The 21,135-nt window shown below is 56.6% G+C and carries 26 protein-coding genes; 15 read left to right on the top strand and 11 right to left on the bottom strand.

Features of this window, described 5'->3' with window-relative positions; translation table 11 throughout:
- Nucleotides 1-94: 94 nt before the first annotated feature.
- The gene (locus CHU71_RS09095; RefSeq protein ID WP_236593762.1) at nucleotides 95-925 is read left to right on the top strand and encodes a hypothetical protein; all 831 of its coding nucleotides are present in this window, start codon (nucleotides 95-97) and stop codon (nucleotides 923-925) included.
- Here the strand turns inward: CHU71_RS09095 and CHU71_RS09090 are convergent.
- The gene (locus CHU71_RS09090) at nucleotides 922-1,710 is read right to left on the bottom strand and encodes a hypothetical protein (protein WP_114976076.1); all 789 of its coding nucleotides are present in this window, start codon (nucleotides 1,708-1,710) and stop codon (nucleotides 922-924) included. The genes CHU71_RS09095 and CHU71_RS09090 overlap by 4 nt on opposite strands.
- Nucleotides 1,711-1,886: 176 nt before the next feature.
- On the opposite strand from CHU71_RS09090, the gene CHU71_RS09085 reads away from it, so the two are divergent.
- From CHU71_RS09085 to CHU71_RS09075, 3 genes are all read left to right on the top strand, one after another.
- Nucleotides 1,887-3,209: a serine/threonine-protein kinase gene (locus CHU71_RS09085; protein WP_147760860.1), complete on the top strand. Its 1,323-nt coding sequence runs from the start codon at nucleotides 1,887-1,889 to the stop codon at nucleotides 3,207-3,209.
- Between the two features lie 81 nt (nucleotides 3,210-3,290).
- Nucleotides 3,291-3,962: a hypothetical protein gene (locus CHU71_RS09080; protein ID WP_005530168.1), complete on the top strand. Its 672-nt coding sequence runs from the start codon at nucleotides 3,291-3,293 to the stop codon at nucleotides 3,960-3,962.
- 72 nt (nucleotides 3,963-4,034) lie between these two features.
- A complete protein-coding gene (locus CHU71_RS09075; protein WP_100087231.1) occupies nucleotides 4,035-4,643 on the top strand; it encodes a hypothetical protein in 609 nt (202 codons plus the stop codon).
- A gap of 35 nt (nucleotides 4,644-4,678) precedes the next feature.
- Here the strand turns inward: CHU71_RS09075 and CHU71_RS09070 are convergent, their stop codons facing one another.
- From CHU71_RS09070 to rpmB, 6 genes are all read right to left on the bottom strand, one after another.
- Nucleotides 4,679-5,398: a TetR/AcrR family transcriptional regulator gene (locus CHU71_RS09070; protein WP_147760859.1), complete on the bottom strand. Its 720-nt coding sequence runs from the start codon at nucleotides 5,396-5,398 to the stop codon at nucleotides 4,679-4,681.
- 83 nt (nucleotides 5,399-5,481) lie between these two features.
- On the bottom strand, nucleotides 5,482-6,273 hold the full coding sequence (locus CHU71_RS09065; RefSeq protein ID WP_147760858.1) for a hypothetical protein: 792 nt from the start codon (nucleotides 6,271-6,273) through the stop codon (nucleotides 5,482-5,484).
- 280 nt (nucleotides 6,274-6,553) lie between these two features.
- On the bottom strand, nucleotides 6,554-6,802 hold the full coding sequence (gene rpsR, locus CHU71_RS09060; RefSeq protein WP_034657238.1) for a 30S ribosomal protein S18: 249 nt from the start codon (nucleotides 6,800-6,802) through the stop codon (nucleotides 6,554-6,556).
- A gap of 21 nt (nucleotides 6,803-6,823) precedes the next feature.
- The gene (gene rpsN, locus CHU71_RS09055; RefSeq protein ID WP_005530158.1) at nucleotides 6,824-7,129 is read right to left on the bottom strand and encodes a 30S ribosomal protein S14; all 306 of its coding nucleotides are present in this window, start codon (nucleotides 7,127-7,129) and stop codon (nucleotides 6,824-6,826) included.
- A gap of 3 nt (nucleotides 7,130-7,132) precedes the next feature.
- Nucleotides 7,133-7,297, bottom strand: coding sequence for a 50S ribosomal protein L33 (gene rpmG, locus CHU71_RS09050; protein WP_005530156.1), 165 nt, complete (start codon nucleotides 7,295-7,297; stop codon nucleotides 7,133-7,135).
- Between the two features lie 2 nt (nucleotides 7,298-7,299).
- Entirely contained in the window at nucleotides 7,300-7,536 is a 237-nt protein-coding gene (gene rpmB / locus CHU71_RS09045; RefSeq protein WP_046646348.1) for a 50S ribosomal protein L28, read from the bottom strand.
- A gap of 619 nt (nucleotides 7,537-8,155) precedes the next feature.
- Here rpmB and CHU71_RS09040 point away from each other — a divergent pair.
- The 7 genes from CHU71_RS09040 to CHU71_RS09010 all read left to right on the top strand — a co-directional run bounded on the left by CHU71_RS09040 (nucleotide 8,156) and on the right by CHU71_RS09010 (nucleotide 13,664).
- Nucleotides 8,156-8,425, top strand: a complete 270-nt coding sequence (locus tag CHU71_RS09040; RefSeq protein ID WP_005530151.1) for a type B 50S ribosomal protein L31 — start codon at nucleotides 8,156-8,158, stop codon at nucleotides 8,423-8,425.
- A 15-nt stretch (nucleotides 8,426-8,440) separates the two neighbouring features.
- On the top strand, nucleotides 8,441-8,614 hold the full coding sequence (gene rpmF / locus CHU71_RS09035; protein ID WP_005530148.1) for a 50S ribosomal protein L32: 174 nt from the start codon (nucleotides 8,441-8,443) through the stop codon (nucleotides 8,612-8,614).
- Between the two features lie 217 nt (nucleotides 8,615-8,831).
- On the top strand, nucleotides 8,832-9,530 hold the full coding sequence (locus tag CHU71_RS09030; RefSeq protein WP_147760857.1) for a response regulator transcription factor: 699 nt from the start codon (nucleotides 8,832-8,834) through the stop codon (nucleotides 9,528-9,530).
- Nucleotides 9,527-10,891: a HAMP domain-containing sensor histidine kinase gene (locus CHU71_RS09025; protein ID WP_255456426.1), complete on the top strand. Its 1,365-nt coding sequence runs from the start codon at nucleotides 9,527-9,529 to the stop codon at nucleotides 10,889-10,891. The genes CHU71_RS09030 and CHU71_RS09025 overlap by 4 nt, the downstream gene beginning before the upstream one ends.
- Nucleotides 10,892-11,235: 344 nt before the next feature.
- Nucleotides 11,236-12,732 carry a S1C family serine protease gene (locus CHU71_RS09020; RefSeq protein WP_255456425.1) on the top strand — a complete coding sequence of 499 codons (1,497 nt, stop codon included), beginning with the start codon at nucleotides 11,236-11,238 and terminating at the stop codon, nucleotides 12,730-12,732.
- Nucleotides 12,733-12,831: 99 nt separating this feature from the next.
- Nucleotides 12,832-13,422 carry a molybdenum cofactor biosynthesis protein B gene (locus CHU71_RS09015; protein WP_046646401.1) on the top strand — a complete coding sequence of 197 codons (591 nt, stop codon included), beginning with the start codon at nucleotides 12,832-12,834 and terminating at the stop codon, nucleotides 13,420-13,422.
- A gap of 20 nt (nucleotides 13,423-13,442) precedes the next feature.
- On the top strand, nucleotides 13,443-13,664 hold the full coding sequence (locus CHU71_RS09010; RefSeq protein ID WP_046646357.1) for a hypothetical protein: 222 nt from the start codon (nucleotides 13,443-13,445) through the stop codon (nucleotides 13,662-13,664).
- Nucleotides 13,665-13,863: 199 nt separating this feature from the next.
- Here the strand turns inward: CHU71_RS09010 and mscL are convergent, their stop codons facing one another.
- From mscL to CHU71_RS08995, 3 genes are all read right to left on the bottom strand, one after another.
- A complete protein-coding gene (gene mscL, locus CHU71_RS09005) occupies nucleotides 13,864-14,328 on the bottom strand; it encodes a large-conductance mechanosensitive channel protein MscL (protein ID WP_147760855.1) in 465 nt (154 codons plus the stop codon).
- A 167-nt stretch (nucleotides 14,329-14,495) separates the two neighbouring features.
- Nucleotides 14,496-15,176: an SAF domain-containing protein gene (locus CHU71_RS09000; RefSeq protein ID WP_147760854.1), complete on the bottom strand. Its 681-nt coding sequence runs from the start codon at nucleotides 15,174-15,176 to the stop codon at nucleotides 14,496-14,498.
- Nucleotides 15,177-15,298: 122 nt separating this feature from the next.
- Nucleotides 15,299-15,871, bottom strand: coding sequence for a 5-formyltetrahydrofolate cyclo-ligase (locus CHU71_RS08995; protein WP_147760853.1), 573 nt, complete (start codon nucleotides 15,869-15,871; stop codon nucleotides 15,299-15,301).
- 67 nt (nucleotides 15,872-15,938) lie between these two features.
- On the opposite strand from CHU71_RS08995, the gene CHU71_RS08990 reads away from it, so the two are divergent.
- From CHU71_RS08990 to glpR, 4 genes are all read left to right on the top strand, one after another.
- On the top strand, nucleotides 15,939-16,865 hold the full coding sequence (locus CHU71_RS08990; protein ID WP_147760852.1) for a UTP--glucose-1-phosphate uridylyltransferase: 927 nt from the start codon (nucleotides 15,939-15,941) through the stop codon (nucleotides 16,863-16,865).
- Nucleotides 16,866-16,902: 37 nt separating this feature from the next.
- Nucleotides 16,903-18,192, top strand: coding sequence for a gephyrin-like molybdotransferase Glp (gene glp, locus CHU71_RS08985; RefSeq protein WP_046646362.1), 1,290 nt, complete (start codon nucleotides 16,903-16,905; stop codon nucleotides 18,190-18,192).
- Between the two features lie 2 nt (nucleotides 18,193-18,194).
- The gene (locus CHU71_RS08980) at nucleotides 18,195-18,905 is read left to right on the top strand and encodes a GNAT family N-acetyltransferase (RefSeq protein WP_070420002.1); all 711 of its coding nucleotides are present in this window, start codon (nucleotides 18,195-18,197) and stop codon (nucleotides 18,903-18,905) included.
- 158 nt (nucleotides 18,906-19,063) lie between these two features.
- Entirely contained in the window at nucleotides 19,064-20,404 is a 1,341-nt protein-coding gene (glpR, locus tag CHU71_RS08975; RefSeq protein WP_147760851.1) for a gephyrin-like molybdotransferase receptor GlpR, read from the top strand.
- Here the strand turns inward: glpR and CHU71_RS08970 are convergent, their stop codons facing one another.
- Nucleotides 20,405-21,043, bottom strand: a complete 639-nt coding sequence (locus CHU71_RS08970) for a DNA-3-methyladenine glycosylase I (protein WP_070420053.1) — start codon at nucleotides 21,041-21,043, stop codon at nucleotides 20,405-20,407.
- Nucleotides 21,044-21,135: the final 92 nt, after the last annotated feature.

Here is a 21,135-nt window from a genome sequence, read left to right as displayed (position 1 = left end):
GAAAAAGAACCTGTGCGGCCTAGGCCTTCTATGCGTGGCTTTGACCGCAAGCGCCTGCACTATCGGTGATGTGGAGGAAAGAGCGGAAGTGAGCATGACTACCAGCACGGATGTGGACCCACGCCCCACTTTGAGCGGGCAGACGATGGTGCCCGATGCAGATGCTAAAGGCGATGATGGAAAGTCTGACAAGGACCCAGCTCCTGCTCCAGTGGGGGAGAACGTCCAGGAAGCACTGCAGAAGATCGTACAAGACGTGGAAAGCAAGTACGGCGGTACCGCAGGAATTGCCGTTGCTGGTCAAGACAAGATCTATAGCGCTGGTATTTCTGAACCGCGAGCCGCATGGTCTACCTCGAAGGTGCCGGTGGCCATTGCCGCAGAGCGCGCTGGTTCGGCAGATCCTTCGATGATTTCTCAGGCCATTACCTATTCCGATAATGCAGCCGCAGAAAATCTCTGGCAATCCCTTGGTGGAGGACAGTCCGCAGCTAGTGCTGCGAGCGCGGTTCTGGCTGAAACGGGGCTAGACGTACAGGTACAGCCCACGATTACGCGTCCGGGGTTCTCCGCTTTCGGACAGACCCAATGGACAGTTGCTGATCAAGCGCGCTTTATGGGGCAGTTGGGTTGTATCGCACAGGGCAGCGGGGTGCTCACTGCTATGGCTTCCTCTGATCCTGCCCAAAGCTATGGCTTAGGCAGTCTCGATAATTCATCTTTTAAGGGCGGTTGGGGCCCAGATACTTCGGGCGCCTATGAAGCACGGCAGATGGGCACGGTAGAGCTCAGTGGCGAGAAGATTGCAGTTGCTATTTACGCGACGTCGCCAAGCGGCGCCTATGGCTCGGCGCAACAAATGCTCAGTGCATTGGCCACCGAATTCGCAGGTGCAAAGGTTAAGTGGCCTAAAGCGGCTTGCTAGTTGGCGCTCCAGACGGTGCTGAACTGGCCGGTGTCTCGCTGGCTGTAGTCAGAAGAGGTGCTGTCTGGGACGATTGTGAACTCGCTGCCATTAATCAGCAGCTGGCTGACGTTGTTGAATGTAGCGGTGTAGGAGGTGCCGCTTCCCGAGGCAGTGCCAACGGCTGGGCCGCTGGACCAACTGCCGCGGTAGACCAAGCCGGAGCCTTCGTCACAGATGACGATGTGTGCTGATGGTGCGGACTTCTTGGCTGCGTACACGGCCTCGCCGCCGTTGCACTGCGCGCCGGGGATTCCGTCCCAGCCTTTGGCGCTAAGCCCTGCCGGATAATCCTCGCGCTGCGTAGCGGTGTGGGTTTGCTGGCGCGGCTGCTGCCTGTGCTGATAGCGCGGCGAATTATTCTGCGCCGGGGAAGAAGAAACCTGGGTAGGCGTTGGACCAGACTCGGTTTCTTCCGTGTTCGTGACGGGTTCTTCCGCAACCTCCGTCGACGGCGGTGCTGGAGCGACAGGTGGCTGCTGAGCCTCGTCGCTCTTATCCACCCAGACCACGCCGCCGCCAATCAGCATGGCCAGGATGACTGCCAAGATGCATAGGATCGGAACCCAGTTTCGCGAGGGCTGCGCGGCGGGCGCTGTAAAACCCCTCGGCTGCGTCGACTGGTAGCGGACATTTGGGTTGGTAAAGGGATTCTGCTCGCCAAATCGGGATTGCGACTGCGCGCCCGAGTACATATTCGGGGGCAGCGAAGGGTAGTGATTTGGGCCTTGGTTAGGGTTGGTCATTGCATCCTTCGGCAAAGTAATCGGCGATAGGAAATAACTGCAGGCAGAAACTATTCGATGCTTGAGTAGTTAGCACTAGCGTCTGTCTTCTACGAGCGGATATGCTACCCCATAAGCGGGGTAGATAGGGTGATTCTGAAGATCTGCATTTGCATCGGGTGTGATGAAATATACGCGTGAATGATTCCCGTGTAGTGAGTTGGCTGGAGCGTCAAGGATACGTAAACGTCCGGCGCATCGGGGGCGGCGGCATGGGAACCGTCTTCGCAGCCACCGATATTGATCTAGGGCGCAACGTTGCAATCAAGACGGTGTTGCCGGAGCTACACAACGAAGAAGGGCTCAAGCGCTTCCACAATGAAATGAAGGCGCTGGCGGCCATCCATAGCTCCTATGTCACGCACATAAATAAGAAGCTGGCCGATAACGATGGCAATCTTGGCTTCGAGATGGAGCTTTTCGAAGGCGGCACGTTGGAAGAGCTCATCCGTGAACGTCGCCATAATAACGAGCCGGGATTTAGCATCAGCGACGTCGTCAAGTACTTGCGCCCCGTGGCCAAAGCACTGGACCAGATGCATTCGATGCGCCCGGATGGGTGGATTCACAGGGATGTAAAACCGGCCAATATCTTGCTACGCCGCCGGCCCACCGATAGCGGTTATAGCGTTCTGAGCGACTTCGGTATCGCGATCTCGGAGGGGCAGTCGCGCCTGACTGCTATCGGTAACGTCATCGGAACCGAAAACTACTCCTCGCCGGAAAGTAACTCCCGTGACTACAGCGGGCAAGAAGCATCCTTTTCAGGTGATAACTATGCGCTAGCACTCATCGCGTTTGAGATGCTGACCATGTATCACCTTAAAGAGATGATGCCGGATTCTGCCTGGCGTGCAAAGCGCACAGTCCCGGCGATGGGCACCCCGGCTATCATGGCACGGCTTGATCCACAGGCGGCAATGGCCACTCAGCAGATTGATGCAGTTATGGAACGGGCACTGGATAACACTCCGTATCAGCGTTACTCAGAAGCCTGCCAGTTCATTGACGCATTGGAGGCCTGTGGAAAAGGTGGAGCCGAACTTAATGCGCGATCCGCAGTTCCAGAAAGCCAAGCAACCAACTATCCGGCAAGCGGCCAGCTTCCCGCCATGGGCTTTGGAATGGGCAGCGCACATAACCTCGCCGGAGGTGCGCAGAATTGGAGCAACCCCGCGATGGGTTCGGTGCCTTCTTATGGCGGTTCTAGTAATGCGCCGTTTAGATCAGGAATCAATCCGGGCGCGTCTATGCCCTCAGCGCGCCCCGTTCAGTCTGCGCAACTGCCTCAGCAGGTTCAATCTGCTCGGCCGGCACAGCCTGCTCGGCCGGCACAGCCTGCTCGGCCGGCGCAGCTCGCGCGGCCGCAGAAGGACAACAACAATGCGTTGATGATTACAGCGACGATTCTCATCATCCTTGCTATTGCCGTCACTACGATTGCGCTAGTAACCAGTTAACTTTCGCGCTTGTAGGTATTAGTATGGACTTTTGAAAAATCCCCCTATCCATCTATCCTCAACTTCGAAAGCGTCTCATCTATGCAGCCCAATGCCAGCTCGCCGGCAAACTCTGGACCATGGCTTCAGATCAATGATTTGGTCGGGCAGATACACCGGATGGGCCCGGGAGACGAGCTCATAGTAGGCCGTGCTGGTGACTTTGTAGTAGGCGCTGAGGATTTGGACCTCCACCGCCAGCTATTCCAGCTGTGGTACTCCGGTCAAGGCTGGATGCTCGCCAACGTGGGCCGCCATATTCCTCTTTATATAAGCCAGCGCAATGTTCGCTCGCATTCGCGCATCGAGGTCGGTCCGCGCGGCTTGTCGCCCATTCCGCCAGGGCCGACCGCCGTAACATTCACCACGCCAGATTGCGTGTATGAGATTCACATCGACGTTCAAAACAATGACATGGTTCGTCGCACCCCGCGTCCACTGGATGAAAGCAGGGACCAGACGCGTACCCGCCACGTACCGAATGACGAGCAGGAGCTGTTGCTGCGTCAACTGGCAAGTTACCTTCGCGCGCCGGGCGCCACGGATGCCAATATCCCCACAATCCGCGAGCTAGCGCAGGCGCTTGGCTGGACTGAGAAGAAGACCAATCAGAAGATCGACCGTCTGATTGAGAACCTGAAAGAAGATGGGGAAGCGGTATATAAGCCCTATAAGAACTGCTTGGCTCACTATGCGGTTCAGCGCTATCGTTAAGTGCTAGGAAGACTAGCGCACCTAGCATCTAGAGTATTTCTCGTATCGACCCTGAAAAAGAAGGCTCACACTATGACTTATCCGTATCCACAGCAAAAAGATAAGTCTGGCATGGTGCCTATCGTCGTCGGAATCGTCATTCTCGTCGCAATCGTGGCCGCCGCTGCATTCTTCTTGCTCGGGTGGGGTGGCGAGAAAACTGAGCAGACTGCGCAGCAGGAATTTAAGCCAGTGGAATCAACTGCCGCTACGGCAGAGACGACTTCCGCAGCGTCTAGCACCAAAGAAAGCCCAAGCCCCTCCGTAGTAACCGTGACGGAAACAGCGCCTAACCCGGAAGAACATTACGACCACGGGCGCGATAAGTCCACGGTTAGTGGCGGCATTTTAACTGACCGTGGCTGGTCCGGAAGCTATGCCTCATGCACCGCGGGCGAGGACCTCATCCTTGCCGGCACCAGTGATGACGGCAAGGTCGTTGTCTGCGGCAACTCGGGCGGCGCTACCTACCGTTCCGATATGTTCGGTGGCACCTTGGAGCTGCCCGCCGAAGGTCACGAAGGCACCTACCAGGTTGATGCCTATCCTTCTTCCATCGTGGTCAATGCTGACGGTCTGCGCGTCTACCAAGACAACGTGGCCGTAGAAAGCGTCACCTGGAACGACTACTGGCAGCGATAGGTGCTTGCTTGGCAGCACCACGCTGCACACACTAATTAATTGCTGGACTTCTTCTTATGATCCGCGGCAGCAGCAGCGGCAGAGGAGATGGAGTCGTGGCGGTTCTTGAGCAGCTCAAGAGTGGTCTCTTCTGCGTTGTCCGGAACCTTTGCACCGAGAACGGCTAGCGCGGCGTCGGCAAGCATGGCGGCAGTTTCTGGAACCCGCTGCGATGCGTCGAAAGGAGGCGTGCCATTATTTGGGCGCATCTCGATCACAGAGAGTGCGATGTGGAAGGGGAGCTCGATGCGGGGGTCATCCTTGCCAACGATGGAGGCGGCGATAGCGCGGAAGTGGCCTTGGAGGGCGTCACGTTGTTCGTGATACTCCGAGAACTCCGGAGAATTTGCCACCGGCAGCTGGTAGAGGCGGCCGACGTTCCAAGCGCTGGTCAACAGCAGTCGCGACTCGGCAGCGACCAAAGACCACAGGCGTTGTTCTGCGGATGCATCGGAAGCCGCGAGTTCTTCAGCGAGTTCCAAAGAAGGTTCGATGGTCGAGTTCAGGAGGGTCAAGAAGATTTCCGTCTTGGATGGGAAATGATAATACAACGAGGCCTGACGGATGCCGACCGCATCAGCGATCTGGTGCGTCGAGGTCGTAGCAAAGCCCTGCGTGGTGAAGAGCTCGGATGATGCATCGAGGATTTCTTCACGGGCAGTCGCTCCACGGCGGCGCGGGCTGTTCTTGCGCGGCCTACCTACAGTTCCAGCCATATGGTAGGACGCCTCCTTTCGTTGGAATGAATGTTAATTCATAAAGCCAGTTAAGTGTACTCGCTAGTATGCGAAGCAACTAATTATTTGGTGATTGGGTGATATTCGGGGTGCCGTTGAGTGATGGACTCAAAAATCGCGGAGACAGTTCGGCATGCCGAACCATAGGCGGTGCGGTCCAAGGGCGGCAGATCTTCCAAGACAGCGCTGTGGCTGTCGACGCCGTCGCGCCACCTGCGCAGCTCCAATGCAATGCCTGTGCCCCAGGAAAGACTTAAGGCCTCAGCCTCGGAGGCTTCGAGACACTCTCGCTCCACGCCGATTGCTAAGCGGTCTGGGGTGGGGCGTGGGGCGGGTGCTGCCCAGCGAGCGATGGCCGCAATGGGGGCGAGTAGACCTGCCTGCACATCCACAGGTGCATTTCTGTCGGGCAAACCATCTACGAGGCGCAGTACCGGCGGGCGTTGGTCCAGTGCAGCGCTGAGGAGCTCGGCTTCGCTGCCCGCGCCTAGTGGAAGACCGGCGTCGGCACGACTAGCCGTTGATTCGGCTACAGAAGAGCCTTTGAGTCCGGCATCGCTGATGATGGACTCTAGTTCAGAATCATCACCTAGCCAAGTGACAACCATCGAGGGCAGTGCGTCACCGCGAGCAGCCGGGCCAGATAGGCGGACTGGGCTGGAAACGCCAGGGGAGCGGACGATGTCAGTAATAACACGCGAGAACCAGGCAGCCAGCTCAAGCTCGTCTGCGCGGTGATCGAGCGAGTTGCGCAACAGGTCCTGGGCCTCAGCTAGAAGACCGCGGGCTGTGGCAGGGGATTGGCAGTGCGCAGCCAACTCGCTGAGATCAGCCAGTGATTGGTGCAGTGGCATGCGATGAAGAGCCCTTTCAATGTAATGGGTTGTTGGATAGAACCAATCTATCACTCACTCGAAAGGGGCTGATGGCAGAATCTGTAATTATTGCCCTTTTGCATGGTGCTAAGTAAGGCATTGGCCTCAATGCGTGCCGGTTAAAACGAACAAATGAAAACAAACAAAACCGCCTAGCCTTCAACGAGAATTGTTGAAAGCCAAGCGGCTTTGTAGGTTCTTTTACCGTGTCACACTTGCCAGCGGCAAAAGTGCGCTGTTGAGAAACCCAGCTACTGATTTAGCGGGCGGTGAACGGCAGGAGAGCCATTTCGCGTGCGTTCTTCACAGCGGTAGCGACTTGGCGCTGCTGCTGTGGGGTAAGACCGGTTACGCGACGGGAACGGATCTTGCCACGGTCGGAGATGAACAGACGCAGGGTCTTAACATCTTTATAGTCGACCGTCTCGATACCCTCAGCCTTCAGCGGGTTCTTCTTCGGGCGACGAGTCTGTTCCATGCGGAACTTCTTTTGGTTATTGCGCTTGATAGCCATTGTGCAACTACCCCTTTACCAGCTGGACTTACGAACGCCTGGCAGCTCACCACGGTGAGCCATGCCGCGCATACGGACACGGGACAGGCCGAACTTACGGAGGTAACCACGTGGGCGGCCGTCGGCTGCGTCGCGGTTACGGATGCGGGAGCGGGAAGCATCGCGCGGCTGACGGTTCAGCTCGAACTGTGCATCCAGACGCTCCTCGTCCGGGGTGTTCGGGTTCTTGATGATGGCCTTGAGCTCAGCGCGACGCTCCGCGTAGCGGGCGACGATTTCCTTGCGCTGCTCGTTCTTGGCGATCTTCGACTTCTTAGCCATAGATTATCGCTCCTCGCGGAATTCGACGTGCTTGCGGACGATCGGATCGAACTTCATCAAAGAGATGCGATCCGGATTGTTGCGCTTGTTCTTACGGGTCACGTAGGTGTAACCGGTGCCCGCTGTGGACTTCAGCTTGATGATTGGACGGATGTCATTACGTGCCATCTTTAGATCTTCTCCCCACGTGCGCGAATCTTGGCGACGACGGACTCGATGCCATCGCGGTCAATGATCTTGATGCCCTTTGCAGAGACATTCAGGGTGATGGTACGGCCCTCGGAGGGCAGGTAGTAGCGACGACGCTGCACATTGGGGTTCCAACGGCGCGAAGTACGGCGGTGCGAGTGCGAGACCTGCTTGCCGAATTCCGGCTTGCGGCCCGTTACCTGGCAAATAGCCGACATGGGTCTTCTTTCTCCTAGCCGCCCACATCGTGGCTACTGACGGTTATGCCTATCTGCGGTGAGGCGCAGCGCTCGGAAAGTGAGGTTGAGCTTGGAGGGCAAGACCGTCAAACACCAGTAGACGGGGCGTAAAACGTATACTTTGACAACAGCAAGGGGAAATCTTACAGCCCAAGGCGCAAATTACCTAATCGCCCCTGTGGCTACCGGCTTGCGGTGCACCGGAAGTTTCTTTCGGCTCGGAGCTTGGGCTTTAGCATTGTTAACGGGTGTGGTTGATGTGAATAATCGGCTTTGTAACACTCACTAGTTGTTAGCACCGAATCGTTTCCACTCGTTTCAACATCTCTTTTAGGACACGGTTTTCATCTTTTTGGGACACGGTTTTGGGGACACGATCCGGGGTTTGGGAAAGTTGCTGGTCGGGTGTAATATGTTCCGAGTTGTCGACGTCTGCGCCCAGCAGGGGCGGAGGAGTTGACGCCGTTTATTAATCTGCACATCCCAACTCGGGCACGATCTGCGCCGCCGATTACTGTAAGTAAGTTGCAAGTTTTAGGGCTTTGCCAGGCAAAAGAGCGTAGAACCGACCCGTAGTTTCAACCCTGAGGGAATAAATATGAAGAAGGATATCCACCCGGATTACCACCCGGTGGTCTTCAAGGATGCCGGTACCGGCCACTCGTTCTTGACCAAGTCCACTGCTACTTCCGACCGCACTGTTGAGTGGGAAGATGGCAACGAGTACCCGCTGATCGTCGTTGACGTGACCGCTGAGTCCCACCCGTTCTGGACTGGTGCACAGCGCGTTATGGATACCGCAGGCCGCGTTGAGAAGTTCAACCAGCGCTTCGGTGCCATGGCTCGTCGCAAGAAGAAGAACGCGTAAGGAGGATAGAAGAAAATGGCAACTCCTAAGTTCAAGATGTCCCGTGCGAACACCCGTGCACGCCGCTCCCAGTGGAAGGCTGACAACGTCGCCCTCCAGGAAGTCACCATCGATGGCCAGACCGTGCGCATCCCGCGTCGTCTGGTCAAGGCTGCAAAGCTCGGCCTGGTTGACGTAGAGCAGTTCTAATTTGGAGTAATCCTATATAAAGGAACACTTTGAATTTCGAGCCCGCGCCATTTAGCAGATTAAATGCTAAATCGTGCGGGCTTTTATTGTGCCCATTTACTCTGACCTTTCTTCGTCGCTTCAGGCGGGGTATCACCTTGCGTTGCTTTGCGGGAGTGTATGGGGAGCATATGGCCTACGTTTCGAAAATCCCACAAAATAGTTCATAATTAAATCTATGAAAATTCTTGTCGTAGATGATGAGCAAGCCGTGCGTGAATCGCTTCGGCGTTCTCTCAGATTTAATGGCTACGATGTCCTGATTGCTAGCGATGGTGTTGAAGCTGTCGAGACCGTTCATCGTGACAACCCTGAGCTCTTGATCCTCGACGTAATGATGCCCAACATGGACGGGCTCGAGGTGTGCCGTACGCTGCGCAGCGAAGGCTGGGACCGTTCGATTTTGGTTCTGACAGCACGCGATGGTGTCTCTGACCGTGTCGCAGGTCTCGATGCTGGTGCTGATGATTACCTGCCAAAGCCTTTTGCGCTTGAGGAGCTTTTGGCTCGCGTGCGTTCTTTGGTTCGCCGCGCTGCTGCTAATTCGATTGGCGTGAAGACAGCATCCAAAACCCAGCTCTCCTTTGAGGATCTGCATCTCAATGCAGATACCCGCGAGGTTAAACGTGGCGAGCGTGCGATCTCTTTGACCCGCACGGAATTTGCGCTTCTGCAGCTGTTGATGGAAAGTCCCCGCAAGGTTCTTTCACGAAACACCATCCTCGAAGAGGTGTGGGGATATGACTTCCCTAGCTCCGGAAATGCGCTCGAGGTATACATCGGCTACTTGCGCAAGAAGACTGAAGGGGGCGGTGAGCCTCGCCTAATCCATACCGTGCGCGGCGTCGGTTACGTGCTTAGGGAGAACAGAACGTGATTCTGAGGAAGCCCACGCCAGGCGTGGAGGCTTCCGATCAAGAACAACCGTCCCCAGTCTCCGAGATTGCTGGGAGTAGGGGAAGTTGGGCTTCTCGGGCGCCACTGCGGTGGCGCCTTTCGCTCGTTACTGGCCTAGTGGTGGCTGTGTCTGTTGCCTTAATGACGCTGGTGACCTATTGGACTGTGTCAACCTCGTTAACGGCGACCGTCGACAAGCAGCTTGCGCAGCAGGCCGACGTCTTGATCCAACAAAGCCAGGACCCGCGCTTCATCGAGACAATTGATCAAGAAATTGCACAATTCAAGCTATACAACCCCTCAACGCGAGTTGCAGTTTCGTCTCAATCTCGGAGTTCTACCTACGGTGACGCGATTCCTGTTGGCGGCGAGTTCCGCAAAATTGATGATCACACCGAATCTTCCGTTCGGACCGTTGGCGGCGAACGCATCTTGGCCATCCGCCACGACTTGGACTCAACTGTTGTCCTAGCTCGCGATCTTGCGGAGACTAAAGAGCTGATCTCTGCAATCGGTTCGATGTTGTTGGTGATCGTTGCACTGGGTGTTCTGTTGGCTATCTTTGCCGGCATGGTGGCCTCAAAGACCGGTATGCAGCCTATCTCTCGTCTCAAGCGTGCGGTGGACTACGTTACGCAGACCAACGACCTACGGCCAATTGAGGTCGTGAACAACGACGAGATGGCGCAGCTTACCGTCTCCTTTAACCAGATGCTGGAAGCACTCCAGCAGTCGCGTGTTCAACAGAGACAGTTCGTCACTGATGCTGGTCACGAGCTGAAGACTCCGCTTACGTCGATGCGTACGAATATTGAGCTGCTCCTGATGATGAACAAGTCCGGCGGCGGATGCGGCATCAGCGAAAAAGATCGACGTGATCTTGAAGATGACGTGATGTCGCAGATGTCGGAGCTTTCTGCCCTCATCGGTGATCTTGTGGATTTGGCCCGTGGGGACGCCAATGAGAAAGCGCCGGAGCCGGTCGCTCTGATGGAAGTGCTGGAATCTTCGCTTGCGCGCGCTAGACGACGCCGCCCTGACGTGAAGTTCCGTGTCCGGTTTATCCCGTGGGTGTTGGAGGGGGACCCGTTTGCTCTTGGTCGTGCGACCTTGAACCTGATGGACAATGCCGCAAAGTGGTCGCCGGCCACCGGAACTGTGCGCGTATCCATGCAGCAGATCAGTGAGCATGAAGTCCGTTTGCGCGTGGATGATTCAGGTCCTGGTATCCCGCCAGAGGAGCGAGAAAAGGTCTTCGAGCGCTTCTATCGTTCAGCCGAAGCTCGCTCTATGCCCGGCTCAGGTCTTGGTTTGGCCATTGTGAAGTCCGTGATCGAGTGACACGAGGGTGCCATTGAAATCAAGGAGTCCAGCGATGGCGGTACCCGCATGGAGGTAACTCTTCCGGGCTACCGAGGAGAGGGGGACCCCTTTGTTGACAGCTTGTCTGAGCCTGACTTCGCGCAGGAGGAATCTTCACCTTCGGATCGCGGCACCATCTTCGCTGAACGGTGGTTCAATCAGGGCTAATATTCTGGATGGCTTTTGCATGCATTTCGGCCCAGCCGTGCAGGTCACGATATGCAGGATTCTTTCAGGAATTCTTAGTAGCCTTACAGAGTTGATACAGATGTACTCCAGCACGGTACGGCACAATTCTGGATATGAACATGAGGAACTCGAACATGAATGAGCCTGAGGGCCAGGGGCAGCGCGGCGAACAGCTGGGCAATGACTACTTTTCTAATTCGGCTGGATGGAACCAGCCGCGCAATCAGCAAGGTGGTAGCCCGTCTCCGAACAATCACCCGCCGAGCAATCACCCATCAGGCATGCAGTCGCAAGGCGGGAGTGCAGCCAATGGTGCTGGTGGCGGCACTGCCTGGAATACCGCGCAGGCTCCGCAAGGCAGCCAAGGCAATGGCAGTCAGATGTATGGAAACCAAGGTCGAGGAGCATCGCCGTACCGCAGCGGATTTGGAAACCCGGGCACAAACCAAGCACAGAGTCCAGCTCAAGGATTCTACAACCAAGGCATGTCGGCGGGGGAGACTGACAACGGTGTGACTCTGATTGGCGAGCAACGCCCACCGAAGGAGAAGAAAAAGGTGGGGCTCGGTACCGCGATGGCGTTGATGCTCGCTGGCGCCGTTGCCGTTGGCAGCATTACTGGCATTGCGCTGGGTGGAAGCAATAAAAATGACACCAGCACTGTGAACGAGGTCCTCAAAAATGCGCCAGTGGCAAACAGCACCGGCGAGGAGCCCGCAAAGGGCTCGGTCGAGGCGGTAGCCGCTAAGGTTCTTCCAGCTGTTGTCTCGATTGAGGCCTATGGGCAAAGCGGTGCCGCAGAGGGATCGGGTTCGATCATCTCCCCTGACGGCTACGTGTTGACCAACCACCACGTTGTGGCTGGGGCTGAAAACGGCGGCCAGCTGCGCGTCACGATGAATGACGGCAGCAAGCACGCCGCAGAAGTTGTTGCCTCGGACGCCAATACGGACGTAGCAATCGTTAAAATCGCTGATGTCTCAGGTCTTCCATACCTTGAGTTCGGGGACTCCGATGCCGTGGCTGTGGGCCAGGAAGTCGTGGCCGTGGGTTCCCCGCTGGGTCTTAACGCAACGGTGACCTCCGGCATTGTTTCCGCGAAGAACCGTCCGGTTCGCGCCTCCCAAGGGGGCGGGGAGAGCTCGCTTGTCGACGCCATCCAAACTGACGCTGCGGTCAACCCCGGCAACTCCGGTGGCCCACTCGTGGACATTAATGGCAATTTGGTGGGAATGAATTCCATGATTGCCTCCTTGTCCAATTCTGGCTCGAGTGAGGCTGGATCTATTGGCTTGGGGTTCGCTATCCCGTCGAACTTTGCCAAGCGCATGGCTGAGCAACTTATCAACAACGGTTCTGTAAAGCACCCAACGCTGGGTGTGAAGGTCGATGCGCGAGACAGTGGTAACGGTGCTCGCATCGTGGAAGTCGAGCCAGATAGCCCAGCTGAGAAGGCGGGGCTGAAAGCGGGTGATCTTGTGACCCGTGTCAATGATCGCCTAATCGATAACTCGGATTCCCTCATCGCGGCAGCTCGTTCGCAGGCCTTTGGCGCCAAGGTCACTCTTGAGGTCAGCGGCGAAGACGGCAAAGATTCCCGACAGGTAGAGGTAACCCTGTCAGGGGAGTAAGTTATCTAACAACTACAGAACATATTTCAGACGTATTCCAAGAAGACGCCTTGATATATCGGCCCTATTTAAGGAGCAACTTTGGCACACGATGCTGATATCGAGACCAACACTGGCGCCATTGAAGTCCCGGAATCCACTGGAGCGCTTTTGGACGTCGCTGAGCCAGATGATGCATTCCTCTTCGCGAGCGAGCAAGAGCAAGGCCTCAATGCTCCTCGCCGCGCACTGGTCGTGATTGTTACTGATCATCCTGAGCGGCACGCTGAGGAAACCTCGCGTTTGGTCGGGGAGTTGCTGGCGGAAGCTGAGTTTCAGGTTGATGGCTCAATCATTGTCCGCTCGAAGAAGTCCAAGATTCGGCAGGTTATAGAGACAGCCGTTGTAGGTGGCGTCGATTTGGTCCTTACGATTGGCGGCACAGGCGTTGGGCCACGTGACAAGACCCCTGAGGCTACGCGTTCGGTGCTCGACCAAATGGTTCCTGGAATCGCTCAGGCGCTTCGTTCCTCTGGCCAAGCTTGTGGCGCTGTAGACGCGTGTACCTCTCGTGGTATCTCCGGCGTTTCGGGGTCCACGGTCATCGTGAACCTTGCGTCCTCTCGCGCGGCAGTACGTGACGGCATGGCTACTCTTGCGCCGTTGGTCCACCACCTTATTGATCAGCTGCAGAAATATAGCGTTCAATAAGCAGCGAGGAGCTGATTAAGATGGTCCAACCCGGCAAGCGTCGCCGCGTGGTTCGCCGTGCTGAGAGCGACTATGACCGCACAGCAGATCGTCCGGACTTTGTCTCCGCGTTTGATGAAACTGGGGATGAGCGCGGCTCGGACGCCACACGCGAGGTAACTCTGGACGAGGAACAGCCGGCTGAACAGTCACACAATGAGCAGTTCTATCGTGAACAGATTCCTCCGCACTATGGGGAATAGGTGAAGTCTCCAAGCCGACTCCTTGGGTTAAACGCTCAATCCTTGACGGACAGGTCTACAAGGACAAGGCAAGATTAAGACCCGAGAGCACGTTCAAAGAAGAAGATGAAAAAGGGGCTCCGCGTCCTCCCATGACGGAAGGTGCGGAGCCCCTTGGTGGTTTAAAAGAAACCACAGTGCCAATTAATTCCTCGCGGAATTAAGCCTGGTGACGGCCAGTGGAGTCTGGGTCAACGGTGGTGTCGCCAGCTACGGAGTTCGGGGAAGTTGCAGCCTTTTGCGCCTCCATGAGGTCGCGAATCTCGGTAAGCAGCTGCTCTGTGGTCGGAGCCGGCTCTTCTGGGTCAACGCCCTGGCGGCGCTTTGCTGCTTCAGTGATCTTGTTGATTGGCATAACGATCAAGAAGTAAACAACAGCGGCGATGATGAGGAAGTTGATTGCCGCGGTGAGGACTGCACCGAAGTCCATGAAGGTGGACTCGTTGTCGGTGATCTGGAAACCAAGACCGGAGTAGTCTGCAGAACCGAAGGAGTTGATCAACGGCTGGATAAGGCTGTCGGTTACAGCGGTAACGATAGCGGTGAATGCGCTACCGATGATGACTGCGACAGCCAGCTCGATGACGTTGCCGCGGAGGATGAAGTCTTTAAAGCCCTTCAGCATGTGTTGGTGTTCCTTTCCTAAAAACACTTTGTGGCCCCGCCCCTGTAAGACACTGTGGAAGTTCCTGAGCCAAGTGTTTGTGTTTATTATCAGCGGGGCTAGTGCGGACTAACCTTAGTGATTTTTAGTGGATATGCCAACATCTATTTGTGAGCGCTGTGGCTTTTTCATCCAGTGGCACGCTGCCCAACGATGACTACCGTGAGAGGTTGGCTCAGTGAGGCGGAAGCAACTGCGTCAGCCTGGCTGGCTGGGAGTGCGAGTAAAAGGGTAGAGGCATCCTCGCCATCGCGTGAGCTAGTGGTGGCAACAACCCGACCACCAGCGGCGATGATGCTTCCAGCGGGGGATGTGGTGCCGGTTAATTCGGAATTGGAGTTTCCGGCGATGACGTTTACTGTGTCTCCATGATGGAGATGCGGAAGGATATCCGGTTCTGCGAGTTTGAGCGGAATCATGTGGGATTCCTCTCCGGAAGTATTTAGCGTGGAATTGTTCACTAAGTTGTCTACAAGCTCTGGGCTCAGCAGCCTGGCGTCGGTGACGAGTTCGCCGCTTGCAGCCGCTGCAACGACTACTCTGCCCTCCAACTTTTCGAGGTCCGTGTCAACCGCAGAATCGGGCAGGATGTGGGATGGCACTGGAGCTAACGTGAGGTCCTCTGCTTGTAGGGCGCTGCCTGCCGGCACGTCTCGGGCAAAGACTACCGCCTGCGGAAGCTCGCGACGAGCATTAAGGGCGCTGAGGCCCGCGCCGATAATGAGGACGGCAGCGAGTACGCGACGAACGAGCAGTGATCGTCGATGCCCAGGGATACGAATTGGGCGAAGGATCGTTTTGGCTTCCATACGGTTTTAGACTCCGCTGAAGCCCTGGAGGTTCCCAATCGCCCAAACTGCGCTCCAAACGTGGCAGGAATAAGCCTAGGTGAGGCAGGGGTAAGAAGCTAAGAAAACAAGAAGTTAAGAAGCTATAGCCACTGGAAATCCCGTTCGGTGAGAATGCCATCGACTGGGCGGTCATGGTCTTCGCGGGGGAGCTTGCGGATCTCCGAGGAGTGAACGACCGCTATGACGGGCGGGCGGCCAGTGGGGAGGGGAGTAAGCGCTCGATCATAGTACCCGGCTCCTTTTCCTAGGCGGTAGCCTTCAGTATCCACGGCCATTGCAGGGGCAAATATGAGGTCAACGCCAGCGAGGATGGAACTGGTGGAACGCTTGCCTTTTGGTTCGGCAATGCCTAAGGCGCCAGGCTGCATGGACTCTGGGCCGGAATAAAGCGCCCAATAAAGGTGCCCGTCGTCGCCAGAAATGGGCAGGTAAAGGTGTTTGCACGCCGCCGCGAGGGTTTCCACAAATGCGTTGCCGCCGGGCTCAGAACCCAAAGGGTTGTATGCCGCGATGTTCATCGAGGGGGTGAGCAAGGCGGCAGCACCATGGCACCATGCGGCGTCGGCATCAGCTTTTTCCTCGGGAGTACGGGCACGGCGCATAGCGAGCAGCTCTGCGCGAAGGGCGTCTTTTTGTGTAGCTATCTCACTCATAGAGCAAATAGTAATTGCTGGTGTATCGCTGCACGAAAGAAAATGCTCTGCCTGTAAGCTCAAACTTATGGCTAATAACAACGAGGGCTCCCTTCATGGGATCAAGACAGTTGTAGTGCCGGCTGCGGGCCTGGGCACTCGCTTTTTGCCAGCGACCAAGACTGTCCCGAAAGAATTGCTCCCCGTAGTGGACACACCAGGCATCGAGCTCATCGCGGAAGAAGCGGCGGCGGTTGGTGCTCAGCGTCTTGCGGTGATTACCGCCCCGAATAAGCAGGAAGTGATGCGTCACTTCGATGCCTTCCCAGAGTTGGTGGAGACGCTCGACGCACGCGGTAAAGATGAGCAGGTGGCAAAGGTGCAGCGTGCCGGCCAGCTAATTCATCCGATTTCTGTACCGCAGGAAAAGCCGTTGGGACTCGGCCATGCAGTGGGCTTGGCTGAATCGGCGCTAGATGATGACGAAGAATGCTTCGCAGTCATGCTTCCTGATGACATCGTTCTTCCAGCAACTGTCATGGAAGAGATGGCACGCGTGCGCGCCGCCGTCGGCGGCTCCGTGCTGTGTGCATTTGAGGTCGACCGCGAAGAGACTTACAACTACGGAGTCTTCGACGTTGAGGACACCAATGTGCCCGGCGTCAAGAAGGTTGTCGGAATGGTGGAGAAACCTGAACCTGAGGATGCTCCCTCTAATCTGGTAGCTACTGGCCGCTACCTTCTCGACCGCAAGATCTTCGATGCCCTGCGTCGAATTAAGCCAGGCAAGGGTGGGGAGCTGCAGCTGACCGATGCAATCGAGCTCCTCATCCAGGAAGGCCACCCGGTTCACGTTGTTGTTCACCGCGGTAAGCGCCATGACCTGGGGAACCCAGGTGGATACATTCCTGCCAACGTGGACTTCGGCCTACACCATGAGAAGTATGGCCCGGCTTTGTACAAGGCAATCAAGCAAATCATTGCCGAATATGAGGCGGAAAAGGGTATCAACTAGCCTAAGGCAGTAGGCAAAGAAGGGAAGGCGGCAGTCCATGCGTTCGGTAGATGACCAGCTTGCTTTGATTACTGATGCGGCGGTGACACCGGAACCAGTGCGTATTGCAATTGCAAACTCACTGGGGTTGATGTGTGCCGAGGAAGTGCAAGCTAATCAGCCGCTTCCCGGGTTCCCTCAGGCGGCTATTGATGGTTATGCAGTGCGTGCCGTGGACGTTGGAGGCGAGCGCGCACTGAGGGCACGACGTTCCTCGGAGGAGGACGTGGAAGAAGAGGAGTCCGCTGCAGAAGTGGAGCGCTCTATTCCTGTGGTCGGTGAGGTCCCCGCGGGCTCTCGCCAGCCACTGCGCCTGCAACCTAAGCAAGCAGTGCGGGTCTATACGGGCGCGCCATTGCCCACGCTTGCCGACGCCGTTCTTCCCCTTGAATGGACTGACCGCGGAAGAAAACGCGTAACCGCGCACCGGCCAGTTCGCTCTGGTGACTTCGTACGTCGAGTTGGCGACGATATTCAGCCGGGTGACGTTGCGGTCTCGGCGGGAACCATCCTTGGCCCAGCACAGATTGGGCTCCTTGCTGCGGTGGGGCGCTCAAAGGTCTTGGTTTATCCGCGACCTCGCGTAACTATCTTGTCTTTCGGTAAGGAATTAGTGGATATTGACCGCGAGCCGGGCTTGGGTCAAGTCTTTGACGTTAACTCTTATTCCTTGGCAGCTGCTGCGAAAGAGGCAGGCGCCGATGTACACCGCGTAGGAATTGCGGAGGGAGAGCCACGCCGCATCCGTGAGGCACTGGAAACCCATATTGGCCGCAGTGAGGTTCTCGTGATTTCCGGTGCCGTCGGCGGTGCCGGCTCCCAAACTGTGCGTGAAGTCCTCAACGAACTGGGAGATATTGATACTTCTCGTGTGGCCATCCATCCCGGTTCGGTCCAGGGGTTCGGCCTATTGGGCGAGGAGCGTATCCCGACGTTCCTCCTGCCCTCGAATCCAGTCTCAGCACTCGTCATCTTTGAAGTGTTTGTGCGCCCATTGATTCGTTTGTCTCTGGGGAAACGCAATGCAAACCGTCGTGTGGTGCGGGCGCGAGCTCTCAATCACATGGAGTCCCGCCCGGGCCGTCGTGGGTTTATTCGTGCGCGCTTGATGCGCGACGCAGAAACCGCTGATTACCTGGTTGAGGGCTTGGGCGGTGCGTCTGGTGCACCTGCCCACCTGTTGGCTGGTTTGTCCGAAGCTAATGCGATGATCCGAATTCCGGAAGAAGCCACGGAGATTCGTCCTGGTGATGTGGTCGACGTTTTGTTCCTCACGCAGCGAAGCTAAGCATGCTTGATCCTTTTGGTACTGCGGCGGCTCGGCTGCGCAGGCCCTCGAGCGGCCAGCCTGATCCTGAACACCCAGGGTGGCCCGAGTCCACTCCATACGTGAAGTTGCATCCCTCTGCTGTCTTGGAGGAAGGCGCTCGTCTGCGACTGCGTCCATTGATGCGCAAAGACGGGGAAGCGTGGCGCATTCAGCGTATCGCCGATGAGGAACACTTGCGCCCAGTCGAACCGACGATGCCAGCATCGTGGGCCGATGCCCATTCGCACAGTGCATGGCGCAACCATCTCATGTTCTTACGCGAATCTGCGCGCTCGGGTTCCGTGTTGCCTCTGATTATTGAGCTAGACGGGGATTTTGTAGGACAGGTGACTTTAGGGAACATTCAGCACGGGAGTATTGGAGAGTGCTGGATTGGATACTGGGTTCATTCGGCAGTCCATCATGCGGGTGTTGCTACTGCGGCGTGTGCCTTGGGCGTGGATCACGCTTTTCGGCGCGTCGGAATGCATCGCGTGACAGCCACGTACTTGCCGGATAATCCAGCCTCCGGGAAGGTGCTGAAGGCGTGCGGCTTTCGTGAGGAAGGGTATCTACGGAGAAATCTGCACATCAATGGTGCATGGCGCGATCATCATTTTGTGGCCTTGAATCGGGAAGACTTCTCCACCACGGCGGTCGACCGTCTGCGCAGTGCTGGACGCATCGTTTAGCTGGACGCGTTGTTTGAGTGCCCTAGTGGGGTGTAATTTGCCACTGTTTTCACACAAGTCACAACATTGTAATTTAACTGGTTTGGATACCTCTACTGGTGGTGAAAAGCGCTAACGTTGGGAGGAAACTCTGCACCCTACGGAAGGTCACCTCTACCGTGTCCATTGCTGTGCCCATCATCGGCATCATTGTGGTCTGGGCCTTCGTCTTGGCTCCGTGGTTGCTGCGATCGCAGCGCCCAATGAGCCACACTGGCGAGGCCTTTGACGATACCCGCGTCTTGTTCGAAGGCGATTCTGGAAATGTTGCTGCCCGCCGCCGTCCCCGCTTAGGCAAGCGCGACGTGCGTTTGAGCGAGGCAGACGATGAGGATTTCGAGGTCATCGATGCTGCGGACATCTCCGTGGTTGATGACAAAGAAACGGAAGCAGTAACCATCGCCGGGGCTGCCGCAAAGGCCAAGGCACATCCGCGTCAACCAGGTGCACAGCTTGGTGACAAAGCTGAAGCTGCGCAGTCCGCACTTAGCGAGGAAGCTGAGCACACCCCTGAGACGATCGAAGGTGAGCTGGTCGAGGATGACAACGAAGTCACGATCGTTGGGTCCGCAGAGACTAAGGATGAGCCTTCGAACCAATCTGAGCTAGCTCAAAATTCTGACAACCACGAAAGCGGAAGCAAAGGTGGTGCAGCGGCTGAGGATGCCGACGACGTGGAAGAGGACGACCTGCTCATCGAGGATGAAACCAAGGCTGGAGAAGACTCTGACGTAGAGGTGTCAGAGGACGTCCAAGCTGAGGAAGCAGAGGTCTTCAGCGCACCTGCCGTAGCAGACGTAGCGGAGGATGCCTACGAAATTGATTCCACTTACACCTCCCCGGTGGACTTGATGTACCCAGGTGCGGTGGACAGCGCTGAGCAGGTAAGCCAAATCCCGCATGCTATTGAAGCGGAGGAAGAGCAGGAATCTGAACTCGCTGAGGACACAGATCTCTCGGCAGACGAGGTTGCTTTTGCACAGCGCCGACTAGGTCGCGGCGGCTGGGATCCAGTAGCTGAAAAGGCTGCTTCTGCCAACCGTTACCAGCGTCGTCAGCGTACGTTGATTGGTTTGGCAGTCGCCGTCGTATTCACCGTTGCTTTAGGCATTGTTTTCGGCGGTTGGACCTGGACCTTTGCGGCCCTCGCGGGCCTGTCTAGCATCGTCTACTTGGTAGCGCTTCGGACCCAGGTGCGTCAGGAACAAGCTCTGCTGCAGCGCCGTGTCTACCATCTGCGCCGCGCTCGTTTGGGTGTGCGTAACGCTGAGGATGAAGCCTTAGCAATCCCCCGCAATTTGCGCCGTCCGGGCGCTGTAGTGCTGGAAATTGATGACGACAGCCCGGATTTTGACCACCTGCCCGTGCATTTTGACGATGACGAGTTTGACGGATTCGATGGACCCCACGCCACCAATCGCCAGCGCCGTGACGACTTGGCATCGCGCCGCGTGAGTTAGTTAAACCACGTCATCCCACACGCCGGAGGTACCGCGGCGGTGGGAACCGATGAGATGGGCATCGAACATACCGATTGCTTCCATCAGCGCGTGGCAGGTCACAGGTCCAACAAAAGTGAAACCCTCCTTCTTTAAGGCCTTGGAAAGTTCCTTGGCCTTTTCACTAGTTTTAGGGATGTCTTCCATGAACCGGGGATAGAGATTCTCCTCGGGCATGAAGCTCCAGATGAATTCACTCAGGCCACCCTTTTCGCGGAGTTTGATGGTGGCGTTGGCGTTGTTGATGGCAGCCTCGATCTTGCGGCGGTTGCGGATGATTTTGGGATTATTGAGCAACCTCTCCACTTCTGCTGGGCCAAAAGCTGCGACAGCATCAGGATTAAAGCCTGCAAATGCGATGCGGAAGTCATCTCGCTTACGCAATACCGTGGCCCAAGAGAGACCCGACTGGAAGCCTTCTAGGGTCAAACGCTCAAATAGTCCGGCTTCATCGCGGACAGGCATTCCCCATTCCGTGTCGTAATATTCGCGCAGTAGTGCAGACGTTGTGGCCCATGGTGGGCGCCCCACTCCTTCAGAATCAAACACAAGGCCGGTCTTGCCCGTTGTGTTACCTGGTTCGGAGGCTGGATTGGGCATCGATGGTGCCGCAGAAAAGTCGATAAATTGGGTGGGTGACTGGGCTGTGGCTTCTTCATCGCGCGCAAAAGGGTTGGTCATGGGCGCCACGT

Source organism: Corynebacterium sp. LK14, assembly GCF_008042215.1.
Classification (GTDB): Bacteria; Actinomycetota; Actinomycetes; order Mycobacteriales; family Mycobacteriaceae; genus Corynebacterium; species Corynebacterium striatum.
The sequence above is the reverse complement of the archived record's forward strand: the minus strand, read 5'-3'. Positions and strand labels throughout refer to the sequence as shown.

Coding starts and splice junctions, on each gene's coding strand:
- rpmG (WP_005530156.1), bottom strand. CDS start 7,297: ATGGCACGTAATGACATCCGTCCAATCATCAAGCTGAAGTCCACAGCG.
- CHU71_RS09040 (WP_005530151.1), top strand. CDS start 8,156: ATGAAGAAGGATATCCACCCGGATTACCACCCGGTGGTCTTCAAGGAT.
- CHU71_RS08995 (WP_147760853.1), bottom strand. CDS start 15,871: ATGAGTGAGATAGCTACACAAAAAGACGCCCTTCGCGCAGAGCTGCTC.
- CHU71_RS08990 (WP_147760852.1), top strand. CDS start 15,939: ATGGCTAATAACAACGAGGGCTCCCTTCATGGGATCAAGACAGTTGTA.
- CHU71_RS08980 (WP_070420002.1), top strand. CDS start 18,195: ATGCTTGATCCTTTTGGTACTGCGGCGGCTCGGCTGCGCAGGCCCTCG.
- CHU71_RS09080 (WP_005530168.1), top strand. CDS start 3,291: ATGCAGCCCAATGCCAGCTCGCCGGCAAACTCTGGACCATGGCTTCAG.
- CHU71_RS09090 (WP_114976076.1), bottom strand. CDS start 1,710: ATGACCAACCCTAACCAAGGCCCAAATCACTACCCTTCGCTGCCCCCG.
- mscL (WP_147760855.1), bottom strand. CDS start 14,328: ATGCTGAAGGGCTTTAAAGACTTCATCCTCCGCGGCAACGTCATCGAG.
- CHU71_RS09095 (WP_236593762.1), top strand. CDS start 95: ATGACTACCAGCACGGATGTGGACCCACGCCCCACTTTGAGCGGGCAG.
- CHU71_RS08970 (WP_070420053.1), bottom strand. CDS start 21,043: ATGCCCAATCCAGCCTCCGAACCAGGTAACACAACGGGCAAGACCGGC.
- CHU71_RS09070 (WP_147760859.1), bottom strand. CDS start 5,398: ATGGCTGGAACTGTAGGTAGGCCGCGCAAGAACAGCCCGCGCCGCCGT.
- CHU71_RS09075 (WP_100087231.1), top strand. CDS start 4,035: ATGACTTATCCGTATCCACAGCAAAAAGATAAGTCTGGCATGGTGCCT.
- CHU71_RS09065 (WP_147760858.1), bottom strand. CDS start 6,273: ATGCCACTGCACCAATCACTGGCTGATCTCAGCGAGTTGGCTGCGCAC.
- glp (WP_046646362.1), top strand. CDS start 16,903: ATGCGTTCGGTAGATGACCAGCTTGCTTTGATTACTGATGCGGCGGTG.
- CHU71_RS09010 (WP_046646357.1), top strand. CDS start 13,443: ATGGTCCAACCCGGCAAGCGTCGCCGCGTGGTTCGCCGTGCTGAGAGC.
- CHU71_RS09000 (WP_147760854.1), bottom strand. CDS start 15,176: ATGGAAGCCAAAACGATCCTTCGCCCAATTCGTATCCCTGGGCATCGA.
- rpmB (WP_046646348.1), bottom strand. CDS start 7,536: ATGTCGGCTATTTGCCAGGTAACGGGCCGCAAGCCGGAATTCGGCAAG.
- CHU71_RS09030 (WP_147760857.1), top strand. CDS start 8,832: ATGAAAATTCTTGTCGTAGATGATGAGCAAGCCGTGCGTGAATCGCTT.
- rpsN (WP_005530158.1), bottom strand. CDS start 7,129: ATGGCTAAGAAGTCGAAGATCGCCAAGAACGAGCAGCGCAAGGAAATC.
- CHU71_RS09020 (WP_255456425.1), top strand. CDS start 11,236: ATGAATGAGCCTGAGGGCCAGGGGCAGCGCGGCGAACAGCTGGGCAAT.
- rpmF (WP_005530148.1), top strand. CDS start 8,441: ATGGCAACTCCTAAGTTCAAGATGTCCCGTGCGAACACCCGTGCACGC.